Origin of the sequence: Allostigmatella hybrida (assembly GCF_020103775.1) — a bacterium.
GTDB lineage: Bacteria > Myxococcota > Myxococcia > Myxococcales > Myxococcaceae > Hyalangium > Hyalangium aurantiaca.
On the sequence record NZ_JAHXBH010000005.1, the window covers coordinates 70,738 to 85,969 of the forward strand.

Consider the following 15,232-nt stretch of genomic DNA (forward strand, 5'->3'; position numbering starts at 1 on the left):
ATTGCAGCTGATGGTGGTCGAGTAGCCTGACGCGACGTAGCCGCTGGGGCACCCGATGCCGCACTTGCAGAATGTGGCGTCTGCCACTCACCGGGAAAGGCCCAGCTCATGGCTGGCGTACGAGAGCATGGCCTGATCCCAGTTGACGTCGATGTGAGACGTCATGCTCTGGAGATCCCGCCAGTGCCGCTGGAGGGGGTTGCTCTCGAACCCCGATGACGCGCCCAAGTGCAGCACCAGACGCTGGACCGCGTTGACGCACAGCCGCGCCAGGTAAGCGCGATCGCGCTTGAACGTGAGCCACTCCCCCGGGGACAGCCCCCGCCGGGCCTCCCCTGCTCCGTGCAAGGTGTGGAGCAGCGAATCGTAGAGGAGCCGCGCGCACGTGAGCTCGGCCGCGCTCTCCGCGAGCCGCTCCTGCACCGTGCCTGGGGGGACGCTGGCCCCCGCGCCGCTCCGCTGCCGCAAGGCCGTCACGTATTCCTGGTAGGCCCCCTCCGCGCAGCCCAGGATGGGCCCGATGATCGAGCTGGTCGCATAGGGGATGAAGGGCACCTCGAAGAGGTAGGAGCCCGGATGGACCTCGGCCCCCTCGGGCCTCGCGCCGAAGCACTCCGGCAAGGCCACCCCCCAACCGTCCGGGACGAACAGGTGGTCGAACACGACGTCCTTCGAGCCCGTTCCCCGCATGCCGGTGACATGCCACGTGTCTTCGATCCGGACCTGGGAGGGCCGCACGGCCAGCAGGAAGAGGTTGGGCTCCGGCGGCGCCGGGTGGTTCTCACACCGCCCGGTGACGATGAGCCAGGTGGCGTGATCAATCCCCGAGCTGAAACGCCAGGTCCCGTTGACGCGGAAACCGCCCTCCTCCTTCCGGAGGGTTCCCGTCGCCGTCACCGACGCGGTGGAGAAGAGCTGCCGCGGGCCCTCGGCGAACAGGCGCTCCTGGCAGGCCCGCGAGAACCGGCACGCGATGCCCGCATGCCCCCCCACGACGCTCATCACCCAGGCCGTGGAGGCACAGGCCCGCGCGGCGATGCGGGAGGCGGCCACCATCGTGGGCCAGCCAAGCCCCAGCCCACCGTAATGCCTCGGCACGAGGATCTGCAGGAGGCCGGCGTCGAAGAGCTCCACGAGGGTCTCCCGGAGAAGGCTGCGCGCCCGCTCCGTCTCACCGGCACGGGCCCGCCACCTTTCGCTCAGCGCCTCGGCGCGAGCGCACACCTCCTCATGCCCGGCCCCCACCGGGGCGCCCTGCGCTGACATGGTGGCGTCTCCCTTCACCCGCGGGCGCCCGAGACCTTGCGCATGGCCGGCTTGTCGAAACAGAACTCGTCGGGGATGACCGGCGGGCCGATCAAGGCGACGAACCGTTCGATGGCGTCCCGGTCGTTCGACGCGACGAACTCATAGAAGTTCGTGCTGTTCCACAGCAGGTACACGTGCTGGAAGTGTCTTCCGAGCGAGGCCACCAGCGTCTCGTAGTCCACCTGCCCGTTCTCCATCTGCGCCAGCATCTGCTGCTTCTTCCAGGCGATCTCCTCGGGCGTGAAATAGAAGCTCTTGTGCCGCTCGTCCTTGGCCTGCTCGCGGCGCTCGTATTCCCCGGCGTCCGGATGGTTGAGCTTCTCCAAGAAGAAGGCCAGGCCATCGGGCTTGAGCAGCTTCGCGACATGGCCAATCTGGCGGTCCCGGTCCGTGCCGTAGAACTGGAACGCAGCGGTCTCATAGAGATAGTCGACGCCTTGGGCGAACGCGCGGAACTCCGGCTGGCTGGCGAGGACGCTCGCGTCCACCTCCAGGCACGACTTGCCGATGAACTGGGAGAGCCGGTGGTCCGCGTATTGGTTGAAGGGCTCCTGGTTGGCCTTGTTGGGAGAGCTCGTGAGCGTGCGGATCCGCCCACCGGAGAAGACCGCGAGCGTGCGCCCATTCGAGCCGTCGAACGCATCCGCCTCATAGAAGGAGAAGGTTCGATCGCTTCCCTGGGCGCGCTCCTCCGAGAAGCGCGTCAGGGCGGCGCCCACGCGCGACATCTCCTCCAGAATGCAGGGCACGCTCGCGAGGAAGTGAGAGAACAGAGGCCCTGTCTTCCCCACGAGCAGGTCATGGTAGGCCAGCACGCGGGGGTCCGGGATGCTCCCGCGGAACCGCGTCACGACGGGTTGCCGGGGGACCTGTGTCTGTCCCGTCGCCAATGCATGGAAATGGCCTGCCATCCGGATCATCGCGGACTGGGAGAGGTACTCCTGGACGTCCGCGGGCTTCGGGCTCTCTGCCGAGTCATCGTTGTTCATCTCAAACCTCTTGGAAGTCTTTCCCGTCAAGGTTCTGGGGAGCGCATCGGTGAAAACCACACGCGTGGGCACCATGTGCCAATCCAGGGAGGCGGCGCAATGTTGAATCAGCGCCTCGTCGCTGAGCGTGGCGCCCGCGCGGAGCACGACGTGCGCCCTGGGGACATGGCCCACGGCCTCATCCGCCACGGGCACCACCACCGCCTCCGCGACGGCCTCGTGTGTCATGAGCACGGTCTCGATTTCCCGGGGGTTGACCTTGAACCCTCCCCGGGAGAACACGTCATCCTTCCGGCACACGTAATAGAGATATCCGTCCGCATCGGTCCGGAACAGATCGCCGGTGAAGAGCACCCGCTCCTCTCCGAAGAGATGGTCCTTGAGCACCTGGGACGTCTGCTCCGGCCGGTTCCAGTACCGCAGCATCACCAGGTCTCCAGCGACGGCGAGCTGTCCGGTCCGGCCTCGCTCCATGAGCGTCTGGCCGTCGTCATCGACCAGATAGGTCCGGACGCCCGGAATCGCCTTGCCCACGGAGCCGGGCCGCTGGTCGATCTCCGAGGGAGGCAGGTAGGCCACACGCTTGCACTCCGTCAGTCCGTAGTTGGAGAAGATCTGAAGCTGTGGGAACGCGCTCCTCAGCCGGCGGATGTGCTGGAGTGGCAGGGGTTGCCCGCTGCTGGAGAGGTAGCGCAGGGGGCCGATGCTCCAGGGCTCGAGCGTCTCGGCCTGACACAGGCGGAACACCGCCGGTGGGAAGACCTGCATGCCCGTCACTTCCTCCCGGCGAATCACCTCCAACATCTGTTCTCCCCGCCCGGGGATTTCCTTCTCCACCACCGCCGTGCCCCCGAAGAGCAGCGGCATCAGGATGTTGTAGAAGCCGTAGTCCGAGGCCAGCGTCGAGTAGCTCAGGATGGTGTCGTGGGGCGTGTTCTCCAGATAGCCCGTCACGGAGTGAAACGCCGCGAGCATGTTCTTGTGGCTGACCAGCACCCCCTTGGGGTTCGCGCTGGAGCCCGAGGTGTAGAAGATGGCCCCGAGCCGGGCATCGTCATCGTCCGCCTCCGCCTCGAACGTCCCTGTTTCCTCCTCCGCCCCGGCAGCAGCGGCCCCTCCTGCGTCCACGTGAAGCACGGCCTTCAGCGGCGCCTCCTGGAGGAGGGGCGCCATGTCTCCGGAGAGCCCCGTGATGAGCCCGCTGGCACCAGAGTCCTTGAGCTGAAAGAGCAACTTGCGCGGGCTGAAGGAGTGATGAACCGTGACCAGGACGCAACCGGCCTTGAAGATGCCGAGCACGGCGGCCAACGCCTCGATCGAGGCATCGGCGTACAGGGCGACGCGCTCGCCCCGGACCAGGCCGCGCTGAACCAGCGCCTGGGCGGCCCGGCAGGCCATGCGGTCCAACTGCCCATACGTGGCGGACCGCGCGCCGACCACGATGGCCTTCTTGTCCGGGAACCGTTGGACGTTGCGTTCGAAGAGGTGGTGAAAGAGTGTCATGGTCCTCGCTCGTCCTGCGCCGGGCCCCCCGGGCTCTGGGCCTTTACACGCCGCGCGTCCGCCCTCACCACGAGGGAGATCCCCACGCAGTAGACGCCCATCACCTGGATTTGAAGGGGGTAGCTCACACCGCGATCAATCAAGAGCCCCGTGAGCCCCGGGCCCGCGGCCGAGGCGACAATCAGCACCGAGACGATCATCGCCCGGATCGCGCCCAGGTGTTTCACCCCATAGATTTCGGGCCAGAGCGTTCCGAAGAGGGTCAACGAGAATCCATTGGAGATGCCGTAGAGGGCCATGAACGCGAACGCGCTCCAGGCCGCCTCCAGGCTCCCCAGCAGCAGCAAGCCCAGCCCCAAAGGCAGCAAATAGAAAGGCAAGAGCGCCACGGCCGAGAAGCGGTCGGCCAGTTGCCCGGACACCAGCGTGAAGACGATGGTCATCGAGGCGTAGAGCGTGAACGCCGAAGCAAACGTCCCAGGTGGCCAGCCGCGCAGATCCGCCAGATACACCTGATGAAAGAAGAGGGTGTTGCCGATGAAGGCAGGCGGCACCATGGCCAGCAGGATGGAGTAGAAGCGCGGATCTCGCAGCACCTCCTGCCGTGTCCAGCCCTGGGGCGCGGCGGAGGAAGTGGCTCCCGCGGCGCCCGCCTCGGCCACGTGGGGCGTGCGTTCGACCGCGACCAGCATGGCGACCCCCGGCAGGGCCAGCAGGACGAGGAGGCCGGCGGCGAGCTGCCAAGCCCCGCGCCACCCGGCAGTGCCCGCCAGCGCCACGAAGCCCAGCGGGAGCAACGCTTCGCCCGTGTTGAAGCCCAGCGTCGAGAGGGAGATGGCGCGTCCCCGGCGCGCCGAGAACCACCGTCCCAGGGCGGTGAACGCCAGGCTCATCAGCCCCTGGCCGGACAGGCGCAGCAGGAAGAGGGTGGCGAACAGGAGCACCACGTGCCGCGACAGGGACATGGACACGGCCGCCAGCGCCATCATGGGCACGGTGAACAGCACCACGTTCCGCGCGCTGTACCGGTCGGTGGCATGGCCCACCCGCGACAGCGTGAGCGCGCTCACCAGCGTGGCCGCCATGTAGAGCGTGCTGAACTCGCCCTGCGTGAGCGCGTACTCCCGGCGGATGTCCCCCCCCGAGAGCGCGATGAAGAAGGTCTGCCCGAAGGACGAGACGAAGAACAGCAGGAAGCCGCCGGCCACCCAGCGGGCATTGTCGCGAAGGAAGAGGAGCCCCTCCATGGTCCACGGCCCGGCGGGCGGGCCTCAGTAACCGGAGCCGGTCTGCTTCGTCAGGTCATGCCGCTCGATGCCCTTGAGCGGCGGGTTGAAGATGCTGACCAGGATCAGATCCGTGTCCTTGCCGCCCCGCAGGTAGTGGCGGTCGTTCTGATCCAGGACATAGATATCGCCTGGGCGGATGGGATAGACGTTGCCGTCCATGTCCTCGACTTCGCCCTCTCCCGCGATGCAGTAACACGCTTCGAGATGGTTGCGGTAATGCAGCAGGGACTCGGTGCCCGCGCGGACGACCGTATGGCAGACGGTGAATCCCATCCCGTCTTTCTCGGTGAGCAACCGGTGGCTCGTCCCGGATCCCCACTCGACAAAGAACTGGGTCTTCTCCACATCCGATAAGCTGCGAACGAACATAAACAAGCCTCGGTGATGCGGGGCCAAGAGTGTGGCCCCCCGTGGGCTCTTTCCAGAGCCTCCTGCCCCCGGAACGTAGCAAAGGGGCATCTCGGATGGGTGAGCGATAGACTGCCCGCCCATGATTAAACTCCATCAGTTCCATCCTTCCGGAAATTGCTACAAGGTCCGCCTGCTGCTGCATCAGCTCTCGATTCCCTTCGAGACGCGGGAGGTGGACCTCGCCGCGGGAGAGACGCGCACGCCGGAGTTCAAGGCGATGAACCCCATTGCCAGGACCCCCACCGTGGAGCTGGAGCCCGGCGTCTTCCTTGCCGAGTCCAACGCCATCCTCTGGTACTTCGCCGAGGGCACGCCGTTCATTCCCACGGACCGGCTGGAGCGGGCGCGAATGCTCCAGTGGATGTTCTTCGAGCAGTACAGCCACGAGCCCTACATCGCGGTGGCTCGGGCGTGGATCGCCTTCTTCGGTATCCCTCCCGGCAAGGAGAAGGAGTTGGAGGAGCGCATCCAGAAGGGCTACGCCGCGCTCGACGTCATGGAAGGCGAGCTGCGCAAGCGGCCCTTCTTCGCGGGCGAGCACTACAGCCTCGCCGACATCGCGCTCTATGCGTACACGCACATGGCGGAGGAGGGCCGCTTCGACTTGAGCCGTTACCCCGCCATCCGCTCGTGGTTCGAGCGGGTGCAGGCCCAACCCCGCCACCTGCGCGTCACCGACACCGTCAACGGGCGAGAATGACAGGCTCAGCCCAGCGGCTCCAAGCCGTACTCGAATCCTTCGTAGTCGAAAGCCCGCTCAATGGCTTTTAAGTCCGCCTCCGTGCCGCCACAGCTCTTGACGACGTCACGCCAGCGGTTTGAGACGAGCGCCTTCATCCTGTCGATGACGTGCGTGGCCGCCTCCCTCGACAGGCGGAAGCGGGCACACTCGCTCAGGAGGTTCTGACGATTGGCCCGGCGGTGGGCCACGCTCCCCACCTCCATCGCGAGATCGCGCTCGGTGCTGAACTGAGGCGCGGGCGTCAAGTCATAGGCGGGCGACAGGCTCCACTGGGAACCCGGCGCGATGAGCGCATGGTTCCTGGGATGGTCGTCGACATTCGAGATGAGCGCGTTGAAGACCATCCGGGAGAACAGCTCCCGCAGGTCTTCATCCGGCTTATCGACCCATCGCTTCAACTCGTCCGCCAACAGGATGTACGACCAGTTCGCGCGGTCGTGAGGGCTCTCGTCGGCACGAAGGACCGTCAGTGCGCTGACCATCCGGTGGCGCAGATAGCCTTGCTCGACCCGTTGCCGGTCGAACCGGCGAACGAGAAGCACATCTTGCTCCGCCACCCGGATGATCTTCCCGGACGCGGCGCGAACGCCGCATTCCTGGGCGAGCCGCAGCATGCCGTACTCGACAGCGGCGTTGTTCCACCGGTCACTGCGCGATGGAAACTTGGCGATCCACAAACCGTCATCGTCTTCGACGACATTCTTGGGACGAGCGCCTCCCATGGAACTGCCCGGATGCACCAGGTCGCCAATCTGAGGCGACGGGGGTTGATCCCGCTCACACCGGCTGGCCTCCTCGAGCAAGAGGTGAAGCTGGAGCACCTTGTTGAACTGATGCACGGCTGCGGGGGGTGTGCGGTTCGTGCCGAAGGACAAGGCGCCGGCCCGATCCTCGGGCGAGTGCAAGAGGTACCCGGTCTCGGTCAAGCTCCCACGTCCCAGGTTGCGCTCGATGACCCTGCGTCCCCAGGCATCGGGCGAAGCGTCTCGCAGCGCGCCAAAAATGCCTCCGAGCCGGGCCGTCCTGAACGTGCCCTCGCGGAGCGGGAGTTCGAACCGCTCCAGCTCGACCGCACGGGGGTTGGCCAGGTAGCTCTTCGCGTAGACGAACTGACCGACGCCGTCTTGCTGCACATAGCGCCCACAGGTCACGACTTCGAGCGAAGCGGGGAGCTGGATGTACACGTAACAGCTGGACTCGTCAGAAGTCGGCATCGAGTTCCGCCTTCGACTTGAGGACGACCCGCTCGGGCTGGCGGGCCCGTTCCAGCGTCTTTCCTTCCTCATCCCGATCTGGCGAGGCCAGATTATCGAACTCACGTTCGAGCCCCAGCGCCCACAGGACGGTGAAATACGCACTCAGGGCGGTGGTGGGGCTTCCCTCTTCGATTCGCCTGAGGGTGCCGAGTGCCAACCCCGTTTTTGTCGCGAGGTCCGCCTGGCGGAGCCCTCGCCGGATCCGGGCACGCGCGATGTTCTGCCCCAGGCAGGTGATGGCTCGAGTCACGGCAAGCGGGGTGGTATCCCGCGTTAGGTTCTGTCGAGGCATGAGACAATAGATTGTCTCTTAGGCTTCCCAAAAGGCAATCTATTAGTTTACGCTCTGAGCGTAATCAATCTATTGGTTATTAGCTGCCCTTAGTACCAATCAATTGACGGCCCGTTTTGCGCTCCCGGGCCGCCTGGCCGCTCTAGGAGCGGGCGCGGATGACCACCGCCTGGTAGGGCTTCAATCGCAGTTCCTCCGTGCCCTCCAGCGACGCGTAGTTGTTGCTGAGCACCTCGCCCCCCACGAACTCTTGGGGAAGCGCGTACGTCCCGGGCTGGCGGCTGAAGTGGCCCACCACGAGCAGCCGCGTGTTCCCGTCGTCCCGGAGGTAGCTGAAGAGCGTGGGGTGCTCGGCCTCCAGCAGCGTGAAGGTGCCGTCCCGCACCACCGGCAGGGCTTTGCGCAGCGCGATGGTGTCCCGGTAGTGGTGCCAGACCGAGCCCGGATCCGCCTCGGCCACCGTGGCGTTGATGTCCGGGTAGTTCGGGTTCAGGGCAATCCACGGCGTGCCGTCCGTGAACCCCGCGTTCTTCTCCCCGGACCAGTGCATGGGCGTCCGGGCGTTGTCACGCCCCCGGCCGTACACGCCCGCCAGGATGCGCGCCGTGTCCCAGCCGTGCTCGTCGCGCAGCACCTTGTAGGCGTTGAGGGTCTCGATGTCCTTGTAGTGATCGATGCTCTCGAAGGACACGTTCGTCATGCCCAGTTCCTGCCCCTGGTAGATGTAGGGCGTTCCCTGCATGAACAGCAGCACCGTGCAGAGCATCTTCGCGCTCTCCACCCGGTACTCCCGGTCATCGCCAAAGCGCGACACCGCGCGCGGCTGGTCGTGGTTGTCCCAGTACAGGCTGTTCCACCCCTTGCCGTGCAGTTCCGTCTGCCAGCGCGCCAGCACGCGCTTCATGGCCGGCAGCGACAGCGGCGGGTTGCTCCACTTGCCGCGCTCGGCCGTCTCGTCGCCGACGAACACGTGCTCGAAGTGGAACACCATGTTCAGCTCGCCCCGCTCCGCGCCGCAGTACAGCGCGCCCTCCGCCGGCGTCACCCCCGGCGTCTCGCCCACCGTCATCACGTCGTAGTGCGCGAGCACCTCTCGGTGCATCTCCTGGAGGTACTCGTGGATGCGCGGGCCGTTCAGGAAGTACGGCTGCCCCTCGGTGAGCAACGAGCCCCGGATGGGCCGGCCTTCCGGGTAGTCCGGCGGCTTGCTCAGCATGTTGATGGTGTCCATGCGCCAGCCGTCCACGCCCTTGTCGAGCCAGAAGCGCATCATGCTGTACACCTCGCGCCGCACCTGGGGGTTCTCCCAGTTCAGGTCCGGCTGCTTGCGGCTGAAGAGGTGCAGGTAGTACTCGCCGCTCCGCGCGTCCTTCTCCCACACCGAGCCGCTGAAGAACGACTCCCACCGCGTGGGCGGCTGGCCGTCCTTCCCCTTCTTCCAGATGTAGTAGTCGCGCTTGCTGGAGGTGGGGCTCGACCGGGACTCGATGAACCAGGGGTGCTCGTCGCTCGTGTGGTTCACCACCAGGTCGAGCATGATCTTCAGCCCCCGCGCGTGCGCCTCCCGGAGCAGCTCCTCGAAGTCGGCCATGGTGCCGAACTCGGGCATGATGGCGCGGTAGTCGGAGATGTCGTAGCCGTTGTCGTCGTTGGGCGAGGCGTAGATGGGCGACAGCCAGAGAACATCCACGCCCAGGCGCTTGAGGTAGTCCAGCCGCTGGAGGATGCCGCGCAGGTCGCCGATGCCGTCCCCGTTGCTGTCCTGAAAGCTGCGGGGGTAGATCTGGTAGACGACCGCGTCCTTCCACCAGGGAATGTGCTCAGGGGGGGCCATGGTCTTCTCCTCAGGGGTCCAGAATCTTGCCGGGGTTGAGCAGGTTCTCCGGGTCCATCGTCCGCTTGATGGCCCGCAGCAACTCCAGCTCCGCCGGGGTGCGCGTGTACGAGAGATAGTCCTTCTTCAGCAGGCCGATGCCGTGCTCGGCCGAGATGCTGCCGCCGTGCTTGCGCACCAGCGCGAAGATGTCGTGGTCCGCGGGCTTCGTGTGGGCCAGGAACTCGGCCTTGTCCATGCCGTCGGGCTTCATCACGTTGACGTGCAGGTTGCCGTCGCCGATGTGTCCGAAGAGGCAGATCTCCCAGTCCGGGTAGCGCGCCACGAAGAACGCATCCAGCTCCCCGCAGAACGCCTCCAGCGCGGCGATGGGCAGGGCGATGTCATTCTTGTGCGGCATGCCCGTGGCCGACAGGCTCTCGCTGATGCTCTCGCGCAGCGCCCACAGCTCCGTCGCCTGAGAGACGCCCTGCGCCTGGGTGCCGTCCGTCACCAGCCCCCGCTCGAAGAGCGAGCCCAGCCACCCCTCCACCGCCGCCGCGTCCGGGGCCTCCGCCTCCAGCAGCACGTAGCAGCCGCTGGGCGCATCGAAGGGCGAGCGCAGCTTGCGGTGGCGCTGCACCCGCGCCAGGCACTTGTCCGTGAAGAACTCGTAGGCGGAGATTGACAGGGGTGCCTGGCGCGCGTCCCTGAACAGCTTCAGCACCGCCGCCACGTCCGGCACCGCGAAGAGGAACACCTCCTGCTTGCCCGGCAGCCGCGTCAGCTTGAGCGTGGCCTCGGTAATCACCCCGAGCGTGCCCTCGCTGCCGATGAAGAGCTGGCGCAGGTCCATGCCCGTATTGTTCTTCTCCAGCGCGCCGTTGAGCTCCAGCACCTCCCCGCGCGCCGTCACCACCTGGAGCCCCAGCACCCACTGGCGCGTCAGCCCATAGCGGATGACCTTCACCCCGCCGGCGTTGGTGGCGATGTTGCCGCCCACGTGGCTGGAGCCCTTGGAGGCGAAGTCCACCGGCCACGTCAACCCGTACGGCGCGCAGTGCTGGTGGACGGCCTCCGTCACCGCCCCGGCCTGCACCCGCACCGTGCCGCCCAGCACGTCCACCGGGCCCATGTGGTTCATGCGCTGGAGCGAGAGCACCAGCTCGCCCCGGGCCGCCACCGCGCCCGCCGCCAGCCCCGTGCGCCCTCCCGAGGGCACCACCGCCACCCGGTGCTCGTGGCACAGGGCCATGAGCCGGGACACCTCGTCCGTGGTGCGCGGGAAGGCCACCGCCGCAGGCGCCGGCGTGTGCACCTTCGTCCAGTCCCGGCCGTACTCCGCCAGCTCTCCCGGCTCACGGGTGAGAAAGTCTGCGGGGAAGCCGTCGGAGAGGGCGCGGAGGAAGGCGTCGGGGAGCGCGGCGGTGGACATGCTCCCTGGCGTATTGCAGGCGCCTCACGCTGACAAGGGGCAGCCCCGGCCGGCCGGTACTCCCGTTGACTACCGGGAGGCCGGCCCTGGGTCCCCCGGCTCCTGGAAGTGCAGCTCATAGGTGACGGCGGCGGGCTTTTCCCGGCCGATGATGTCCTCCAGCAGCGCGCGGTGGGGCCGCAGCTCCGTGGGGGCGCGCACGCAGATGTGGAAGGGCCGGGGCGTGCCGTCCGGCCCCGGCACGCGCTCGTCCAGCTCGAAGTCCCGGCGCCCCGTGGCCGTGGACAGGAAGAGCAAGAGCCCCCGCGCCGTGCCCCGCCACTGGGACAGCTCCGCCCCGGCGGCCACCAGCTCCCGCAGCCGCCCCAGCCCCGTCGTCACCGGCAGGTCCAGGTCCATCCACCGCGCGAGCACGGGCACGAAGCCCTCCGGCGTCCGGCGCGGATCAAACAGCGCGTCCAGCTCCGAGAGCACCGCCTCGTCCGGCGCGTGGAATCCCTCCATCGCGTCCAGCAGCGCCCTCAGCCGGCCGCCGAGCGGGGGGGGGGCCTGGAACACCCCGGGCAGCAGCCGCACCAGCTCAGCACTCCTCATCTTCCCCTCCCACGTCCACCTCGTGGAAGCCGGAGCACAGCAGCCAGGTGGGTGGCACCGTCACCTCCTCCGAGAACTCCCGCTGCGAGCACGGTGTATCGCTCCCGCCCTCCGCCGTGCGGCGGGACACCCCCTGGGGCCCTCCGGACAGCAGGGGCAGGCCGCCCTTCTGAAGCGCCAGGGCCTGCACGGGGGGGAAGACGCCCGCCTCCAGCCGCCGCCAGACCGCCTCGGCCGTGCCCCCCGCCAGCGACAGCACCCCCGCCTCCTGCGTGCCGGCGTAGACCGTGGCCCCCGCGAAGGCGAGCGACAGGCAGGTGCCGCCCTCCCAGCCCTGGCCGAAGCCTCGCCAGCCGCCCGGCGGGGGCTCGCCCCCTGACAGCTCCCAGCTCATGCACCCCTGGCCCCTCCCCTCCTCCGGGTCCGCCCCCAGCCCCGCCCAGAGGAAGGCGCGGGCGCCCTCGCGCTGCACCTCCAGCACGCGCACGTCCTGCCCCCGCAGCCCCAGGTGCCAGAAGGTGCCCGGGCGCCCTTCCCGGTCCGACAGGAGCACGCCTGCCCGGTCCATCGCCGCCACCGCCACGCACGTGCCACCGTTCGCATCCGGGGTGGCCGCCACCGCGCAGAAGCCCAGCCTCGGGTGCGACGGGTCCACGAGCACCGGCCGGGGCAGGGCCCCGGGCCGCATCACCCACTCGAACAGCCCCGTCACCGTGGCGAGCAGCAGCACGGGCGTGCCCTCGCGCACCGTCCACGCCAGGTCCTTCACCCCCTCCAGCGTGGCGGTGCCTGGCTCCCACGTCTCGCAGCAGTCACGCGAGAGGGACACGCGCGAGTGCGAGGGCATGCCGCCCCGCGGCCGGGACACCACCGCCACCCACCCCGCGTGCGAGGGGTGCGCCTCCACCCCATCCACCTGCTCCCCGGAGAAGCGCCCCACGGCCTCCCACCCCTCCCCCGCGTTCCCCGTGCGGAAGAGCAGCTCGTCCGCCCCCGCATAAAAGGTGTGGGGCTGCGAGGCGTCCGCCGCCAGCGCGCGCACCTCGCGCGGCACCTCGTCCACCCGCACCCGCACGCGCTCCACGCTTCGGACGCCGGGCTCGGACAGGAACACGTCCCGCACCTGCGCGGTGCGCAGCGGCTGGCCGAAGCCCCACCCACCCGGGTGCACCGTGGAGGAGAGCGGCGAGAGCGTCCGGTAGAGCCGCTCCAGCAGGCGCAGCTTCAGGGCCTCCGCGTCCTGCGTGGGCTGCGCCACCACGCGCGCCATCACGCTCACGGTCTTGTAGCGCGCCCAGGACACCTGCACCTCCGTGCCCAGCGGCCGGCGCGCCTCCAGCTCCCGCTGCACCTGGGCCCGCACCTCCTCCGCCTGGTGCCGGCGCAGCCGCCCCGCCGTCACCCCCTCGCCATGGCAGCCCTGCAGCTCCGGGGGCAGGTGCGGCACCAGCAGCACCTGCACCGTCCCGGGGGCCGCATGCACCCAGCTCTGCGCCAGGGTGAAGGCCTTGGCGCGCGCCACCGCACCCGAGGCGCGCAGCGCCAGCAGCTCGAAGTCCCCAGCGGTGATGGCCCGCCGCAGCGAGTGCCGCTCCATCGGGCCCCGCACCAGCGCGTTCTCCAGCGTCTCCGCGGCCCGGCCCCCCATGGCCGGACGGGGGTTCGTCACCTTCACCCCGGGCAGGGGCTCCTCGAGCACCTCCAAGCTGTGCGCGGTGACGTTGCCCAGCGTCCCCCCGCCGCGCCGGTACCACACCCGGATGGCGCGGCCCGCGGGGGGCACGGCCGCCAGGGCCCGGGCCTCCCCCAGCGCCCCCTCGTCCCCCAGGATTCGCGCCGCAGGGGCAAAGGAGAGGGTGCCCGTGGCCCGGTCCACCCGGTACGCGGGCTCGTTGGGCGCCAGGTACGCGAAGTCCTCCACCTCCCACCACACGCGGTACAGCCGGCCCTCGTGCCGGCGCGCGGGTGCGCGGGCATCCAGCTCCCCGGGCTCCGCCTCCACGCCCACCACCACGTCCAGCCCGTCCCCGGTGGGGGCCACCACCGGCGGCCGCCCCAGCCGCACGGTGAGCCCGGGCTGGCCGGTGCCGTACCCCACCAGGTCCGCCTCCACGTGCTCACAGTGGTAGGCCAGCACCCGCACCTCGGAGGCCCCCGGGAGGATGCGCACCGCCTCGGCGGTGGAGAAGACCACCGGCTCGGGGCCCCCTTCCGCGCGCACCGTGGCCACGCGCGTCCCCCGGGGAATGTCCACCGGGTGCCCGGCCGGTGCCTCCAGGCTGAAGCGCAGCGACACCGAGGCGGCCGAGGGAGGCTGGAGCCGCACCCCCAGCAGCCGCAGAAACTCCACGTAGGCCTTGTCCGGCAGGCGGTTGAGCCGGTGCAGCATCATCTCCGTCAGGTGGGCGAAGGCCTCCAGCAGCACCTTCTCCGGCTCCTGCGGGCTCAGCGCGCCCCACTCCGGGCACCTCCCGGCCATGCGCACGTGCGCCTCGTCCAGAAGCTGGCGGAAGGTACGGTCGTCCAACTGCGGGGACGGAAGTGACATCGGACAGGCTCTCCTCGGGTTGGGATTCCACGCCGGGGGCTCACTCGCCCCACGGCTCCAGCTCCAGCCACCGCAGGCGTGCCCACTGGTGCAGCAGCGCCACCGTGTCCCTCGGCTCGGGCTCGGCCGCCTCGGACGGCTCGGGCCAGGGATAGAGGAGCCTCTCGCCCGCCGGCGCCGGGGGCTCCACCGGGGGCGGCGCCGGGGCCTCCACGAACGGCAAGGGGGCGGCGGCGCGCGGCCGCGGGCGGCGCAGGGGAATCACGGCGTGCAGGGGCAACGCCCTGTCCGTGGCCGGGAAGCTCCGGGCCGGGAGCCCCCGCCCGGCCGGCGTCCGCATTCCCCAGGGCGGCGCGGCGCCCGCCTGCATCATCTGGACATCCTGGAGCCAGTGCGCCGGCCCCTCGCGCGGCGTCCCCCGGGGCCCCCGCAGCGGTGTGGCCGCGGACAGCTCCCGCACGGGCAGCTCGGCCTCCTCCAGCACGGAGTCCGCCCAGGCCTTCATCCGCAGCGCCATGGAGCGCATCCACCCGCTTCGCGAGCGGCCCTTGAGCAACTCATCCACGGCGGAGGGCCTCGAAGGACAGGACGAGCCGCGAGAGGGCCGCTTGCTGGCGCCGCGCATCGGCCGCCGCGCATTCCCAGTCCCGCAGCCCACAGCCCAGCAGTTCGTACCGGAACACCTCGGTGATGCCGTCCACGCCCAGCATCTGGATGGAGACATTCTTGCTGCGCGAGTGCCCCTCCATCGAGGCGAGGAACCAGTCCCACAGCTCCGCCGCGGTGCACAGCCCGTAGCTCAGCGACACGGAGCCCATGCCCAGCGGCAGCGAGGGCTTGCGCCCCCCGGTGCGGCCCTCTTCCCGCAGGGGGATGACGTCCACCCGCGAGCGCAGGCCCGTGCACTGGGTGAAGTGCCCCTGGACGGCGCCCCCCATGAGCAACTTGAAGCTGTACGCCCGGAATGGGACCTGCAGCGCTCCCATTCGAGGGCCTTCCTCCATGCCTTTCAGGACCTTGGCTTCCGTCATTGCTCACCCCTGGACGATGAC

The 15,232-nt window shown here is 69.0% G+C and carries 13 protein-coding genes; 1 reads left to right on the forward strand and 12 read right to left on the reverse strand.

What is annotated here, in order from left to right; genetic code table 11:
• Window positions 1–87: 87 nt before the first annotated feature.
• From KY661_RS11135 to KY661_RS11150, 4 genes are read right to left on the reverse strand one after another with little or no spacing between them, the layout of a single operon-like run.
• Window positions 88–1,266 carry an acyl-CoA dehydrogenase family protein gene (locus KY661_RS11135; RefSeq protein WP_225410186.1) on the reverse strand — a complete coding sequence of 393 codons (1,179 nt, stop codon included), beginning with the start codon at window positions 1,264–1,266 and terminating at the stop codon, window positions 88–90.
• Window positions 1,267–1,280: 14 nt separating this feature from the next.
• On the reverse strand, window positions 1,281–3,800 hold the full coding sequence (locus KY661_RS11140; protein WP_225410187.1) for a class I adenylate-forming enzyme family protein: 2,520 nt from the start codon (window positions 3,798–3,800) through the stop codon (window positions 1,281–1,283).
• On the reverse strand, window positions 3,797–5,047 hold the full coding sequence (locus tag KY661_RS11145; RefSeq protein WP_225410188.1) for an MFS transporter: 1,251 nt from the start codon (window positions 5,045–5,047) through the stop codon (window positions 3,797–3,799). Before KY661_RS11145 ends, KY661_RS11140 begins: the two co-directional genes overlap by 4 nt.
• A 24-nt stretch (window positions 5,048–5,071) precedes the next feature.
• Complete coding sequence (locus KY661_RS11150) at window positions 5,072–5,458, reverse strand: ectoine synthase (RefSeq protein WP_225410189.1); 387 nt, start codon at window positions 5,456–5,458, stop codon at window positions 5,072–5,074.
• Between the two features lie 121 nt (window positions 5,459–5,579).
• Between KY661_RS11150 and KY661_RS11155 the strand changes: the two genes are divergently transcribed.
• Window positions 5,580–6,200, forward strand: a complete 621-nt coding sequence (locus KY661_RS11155; RefSeq protein WP_225410190.1) for a glutathione S-transferase family protein — start codon at window positions 5,580–5,582, stop codon at window positions 6,198–6,200.
• Window positions 6,201–6,205: 5 nt separating this feature from the next.
• On the opposite strand, the gene KY661_RS11160 is transcribed toward KY661_RS11155, so the two are convergent.
• The 8 genes from KY661_RS11160 to KY661_RS11195 form a co-directional block, all read right to left on the reverse strand.
• Window positions 6,206–7,426 carry a type II toxin-antitoxin system HipA family toxin gene (locus tag KY661_RS11160; RefSeq protein ID WP_225410191.1) on the reverse strand — a complete coding sequence of 407 codons (1,221 nt, stop codon included), beginning with the start codon at window positions 7,424–7,426 and terminating at the stop codon, window positions 6,206–6,208.
• Between the two features lie 16 nt (window positions 7,427–7,442).
• The gene (locus KY661_RS11165) at window positions 7,443–7,748 is read right to left on the reverse strand and encodes a helix-turn-helix domain-containing protein (RefSeq protein ID WP_225410192.1); all 306 of its coding nucleotides are present in this window, start codon (window positions 7,746–7,748) and stop codon (window positions 7,443–7,445) included.
• A 184-nt stretch (window positions 7,749–7,932) separates the two neighbouring features.
• Window positions 7,933–9,624, reverse strand: coding sequence for a glycoside hydrolase family 13 protein (locus tag KY661_RS11170; RefSeq protein WP_225410193.1), 1,692 nt, complete (start codon window positions 9,622–9,624; stop codon window positions 7,933–7,935).
• Window positions 9,625–9,634: 10 nt separating this feature from the next.
• On the reverse strand, window positions 9,635–11,038 hold the full coding sequence (locus tag KY661_RS11175) for an FAD-binding oxidoreductase (protein ID WP_225410194.1): 1,404 nt from the start codon (window positions 11,036–11,038) through the stop codon (window positions 9,635–9,637).
• Window positions 11,039–11,107: 69 nt separating this feature from the next.
• Window positions 11,108–11,632: a phage tail protein gene (locus tag KY661_RS11180; protein WP_225410195.1), complete on the reverse strand. Its 525-nt coding sequence runs from the start codon at window positions 11,630–11,632 to the stop codon at window positions 11,108–11,110.
• Complete coding sequence (locus KY661_RS11185) at window positions 11,619–14,180, reverse strand: putative baseplate assembly protein (protein WP_225410196.1); 2,562 nt, start codon at window positions 14,178–14,180, stop codon at window positions 11,619–11,621. The genes KY661_RS11180 and KY661_RS11185 overlap by 14 nt, the downstream gene beginning before the upstream one ends.
• A 40-nt stretch (window positions 14,181–14,220) precedes the next feature.
• On the reverse strand, window positions 14,221–14,745 hold the full coding sequence (locus tag KY661_RS11190) for a hypothetical protein (RefSeq protein WP_225410197.1): 525 nt from the start codon (window positions 14,743–14,745) through the stop codon (window positions 14,221–14,223).
• Window positions 14,738–15,166: a phage tail protein gene (locus KY661_RS11195; protein ID WP_225410198.1), complete on the reverse strand. Its 429-nt coding sequence runs from the start codon at window positions 15,164–15,166 to the stop codon at window positions 14,738–14,740. The genes KY661_RS11190 and KY661_RS11195 overlap by 8 nt, the downstream gene beginning before the upstream one ends.
• Between the last annotated feature and the right edge of the window lie 66 nt (window positions 15,167–15,232).

What these genes read in the sequence shown, in the direction of transcription:
- KY661_RS11195 (WP_225410198.1), bottom strand. Translation starts at nt 15,166, where the DNA reads ATGGGAGCGCTGCAGGTCCCATTCCGGGCGTACAGCTTCAAGTTGCTC.
- KY661_RS11175 (WP_225410194.1), bottom strand. Translation starts at nt 11,038, where the DNA reads ATGTCCACCGCCGCGCTCCCCGACGCCTTCCTCCGCGCCCTCTCCGAC.
- KY661_RS11170 (WP_225410193.1), bottom strand. Translation starts at nt 9,624, where the DNA reads ATGGCCCCCCCTGAGCACATTCCCTGGTGGAAGGACGCGGTCGTCTAC.
- KY661_RS11150 (WP_225410189.1), bottom strand. Translation starts at nt 5,458, where the DNA reads ATGTTCGTTCGCAGCTTATCGGATGTGGAGAAGACCCAGTTCTTTGTC.
- KY661_RS11155 (WP_225410190.1), top strand. Translation starts at nt 5,580, where the DNA reads ATGATTAAACTCCATCAGTTCCATCCTTCCGGAAATTGCTACAAGGTC.
- KY661_RS11135 (WP_225410186.1), bottom strand. Translation starts at nt 1,266, where the DNA reads ATGTCAGCGCAGGGCGCCCCGGTGGGGGCCGGGCATGAGGAGGTGTGC.
- KY661_RS11145 (WP_225410188.1), bottom strand. Translation starts at nt 5,047, where the DNA reads ATGGAGGGGCTCCTCTTCCTTCGCGACAATGCCCGCTGGGTGGCCGGC.
- KY661_RS11140 (WP_225410187.1), bottom strand. Translation starts at nt 3,800, where the DNA reads ATGACACTCTTTCACCACCTCTTCGAACGCAACGTCCAACGGTTCCCG.
- KY661_RS11180 (WP_225410195.1), bottom strand. Translation starts at nt 11,632, where the DNA reads ATGAGGAGTGCTGAGCTGGTGCGGCTGCTGCCCGGGGTGTTCCAGGCC.
- KY661_RS11185 (WP_225410196.1), bottom strand. Translation starts at nt 14,180, where the DNA reads ATGTCACTTCCGTCCCCGCAGTTGGACGACCGTACCTTCCGCCAGCTT.